Here is a 2,660-nt window from a genome sequence, read left to right on the forward strand (position 1 = left end):
GATGACCAGACCCGCCTTGGCAGCTGCCACAAGCAACGCCGCCTCGGTAGGATCCCCCGTGATCTTCCAGGTGCCCTGCTCTTGGTTCAGGGATGCGTCGTTACACAACGCGGCAGCGCGCAGGGTTGGTGAACGACCGCACCGTGTCGGTCAGCGCCTGTGGGATGTCGCCGGGACGGGAAAGGACCTGCTGCAGGATGCCCACGCACGGGACGCCGCCCCGGGTGGGGTTCGCGTTTGCCGATGGCCCTAACACCGGGGCGCTCAAGAACAATCCCGCGCTGCCCATCATGACAACGACGATGCTCTTCTTCGTCCGAGACATGTGCCCCCAGTCCTTCTGCGTCCGTGCCGTGCGAATTACATCCGCGTAGTTACCGGGCTTACTGAACCGACAATTTGTGAAATCACCGGCGCGACAGAACTGGCGTTATCCAACCGTTGTGAAGGAGAAGCGATCCCGTCACAGACCAGGACGGCCGCTCACCGCGCCGATTGCGGCGTCAAGCTGGGGAAATGGACCACCCGCCGGTCCATCAGGGTGAGATCCGCCCCAAGGTCAGGGCAACGGGGCGCACCACGTCAGCATCGTCCCCCCGTCGGGACCTGACCGGACGGCGAACGTGCCGTCGACGTCGGCGGCACGCCGGGCCAGATTGGCCAGCCCGCTGCCGGTGACGTCGTCGCCGATTCCGCGGCCGTTGTCGACGACTTCGATCGACAGGTTGTCATCGACGGTGACCGTCACCGCGAGGGTGGTCGCGGCGGAGTGGCGTACGGCGTTGCTGACCGCTTCCCGGACAACGGCTTCGGCGTGATCGGCCAGCGAGCCGTCGACGACCGACAGCGGACCGACGTACTGCACCGACGTGCGGATGCCCGCGCCCGGGAACGCGGCGACCGCCTCGTCGAGCCGCTGTCGCAGCCGGGTGATCGCCGACGAGCCGCCGTGCAGGTCGAAGATCGTCGTGCGGATCTCCTGGATGACCTCCTGAAGATCGTCCACACAGCCCGAAAGGCGCTGTTGCACCTCATCGGAACGCGCACGGGCGATGGTTCCCTGCAGCGTCAGCCCCACGGCGAACAGGCGCTGGATCACGTGGTCGTGCAGATCCCGGGCGATGCGGTCCCGGTCGGTGAGGATGCTCAGCTCCCGCATCCTGTGCTGGGCGCTCGCCAGTTGCCATACCAACGCGGCCTGGTCGGCGAAGGCGGCCATCATGTCGAGTTCATCGGGTCGGAAGTATTGTGCGCCAATATCTCGCACGGTGATCAGCACGCCGGGAACGGCGTCGGTGGCACGCAGCGGCAGGACCAGCGCAGGGCCCACCACCGCTCCGGTGCCGATGTCGGCGCCGTTGAAGCTTCCCGGCAGCCGCTGAGCGAAGGCCGCTCCGATCGCGGTGTGCGACACGGGTATCGACGGTGGCGGAACATCGGCACCCTGGCCGGCCCAGGCGATCACGGTGAGCTCGTCGACCTCATCGGTCGGCAGGTCCGGATCGCCGGGAATCGCGACGATCGTGGTGCGCGCCCCGCTGAGCCGGTGCGCGGCGTCGGCGACGAGGCGGAACACTCCGGCCGGGTCGGTTCCCGACAACAGCTCGGTGCCGATGTCGCGGGTGGCCGCGATCCACTCCTGACGGGCGCGCGACTGTTCGTAGAGTCTCGCGTTCTCGATCGCGATGCTCGCGGCCGCCGCCAGGGCCTGCACCAACACCTCGTCGTCCTCGCTGAACGGCTGGCCGCCGATCTTGTCGGTCAGGTACAGGTTGCCGAACACCTCGTCGCGGATGCGCACCGGCACACCGAGGAACGTGCGCATCGGCGGATGGTTCGGCGGGAAGCCCACTGATGCTGTGTGCGCCGAGATATCGTGCAGACGAATGGGTTTCGGGTCATCGATCAAGACACCGAGGACACCACGACCCTCAGGTAGGTGCCCGATCGACGCGCGGGTCTGCTCGTCGATGCCTTCGTAGACGAACTCGACCAGTTCGTGTTCGGACCCCCGCACCCCCAGCGCGCCGTACCGCGCGTCCACCAGTTCGATCGCGGTGTGCACGATGGTGCGCAATGTGTCATCGAGTTCCAGTCCGGACGTGACCGCCAGCATCGCCTCGATCAGGCCGTCCAACCGGTCGCGGCCCTTGATGACCTGCTCCACGCGGTCCTGGACCTCGCTGAGCAGTTCACGCAGCCGCAGTTGCGACAGCGCACCACGCAGCGCGTGCACCCCGCCGTCGGATCCGGGCTCGTCGGTGTCCGCCACACGACCATGGTGCACCACCGCGGCCCCGAATCCGGCGGTGTTGAGGACCATCGGCCCTGTCCGCGCGCATCCCGGACGGGCAGGCTGGGAGCTGAACCGAAGGAGGGCCTGATGGCCGCGACACGGGTGCCCGCCACCGCGATCATCGACGCACTGCAGTTGGCCTGCCGGGCGCCGTCACTGCACAACAGTCAACCGTGGCGTTGGGTGGCCGCCGATCACGGCGTCGACCTGTTCGCCGACCCGGCGCGACTGGTCCGCTCGGCCTCCAGCTCGTCGTCTTCGCGCAGATCGATGGAACGCCCGACGGGGGCCTGCAGGCTCGCGTTGAACAGTTTGTGCGGATCGCGCACCGACGACCCCTTCGCGAAGTTGACCTTCACCTTGC

The 2,660-nt window shown here is 67.5% G+C and carries 2 protein-coding genes and 1 pseudogene; 1 reads left to right on the top strand and 2 read right to left on the bottom strand.

Annotated elements, in window-relative coordinates:
• Both ASJ79_RS35210 and ASJ79_RS22265 read right to left on the bottom strand, forming a co-directional pair.
• A partial coding sequence (locus ASJ79_RS35210; protein ID WP_197420325.1) for a hypothetical protein occupies positions 1-108 on the bottom strand: 108 nt, incomplete at its 3' end.
• A gap of 451 nt (positions 109-559) precedes the next feature.
• Positions 560-2,323, bottom strand: coding sequence for a GAF domain-containing sensor histidine kinase (locus ASJ79_RS22265; RefSeq protein ID WP_197420326.1), 1,764 nt, complete (start codon positions 2,321-2,323; stop codon positions 560-562).
• Between the two features lie 60 nt (positions 2,324-2,383).
• Between ASJ79_RS22265 and ASJ79_RS34335 the strand changes: the two are divergent.
• Positions 2,384-2,660: pseudogene (locus ASJ79_RS34335) on the top strand (hypothetical protein); the annotation flags it as partial.

This window comes from Mycobacterium sp. NAZ190054 (genome assembly GCF_001545925.1).
In the GTDB taxonomy this organism is placed as follows: domain Bacteria; phylum Actinomycetota; class Actinomycetes; order Mycobacteriales; family Mycobacteriaceae; genus Mycobacterium.

Bases quoted from the DNA above. Each gene is read 5' to 3' on its own strand.
- ASJ79_RS22265 (WP_197420326.1), bottom strand. From the start codon at position 2,323: ATGGTCCTCAACACCGCCGGATTCGGGGCCGCGGTGGTGCACCATGGT.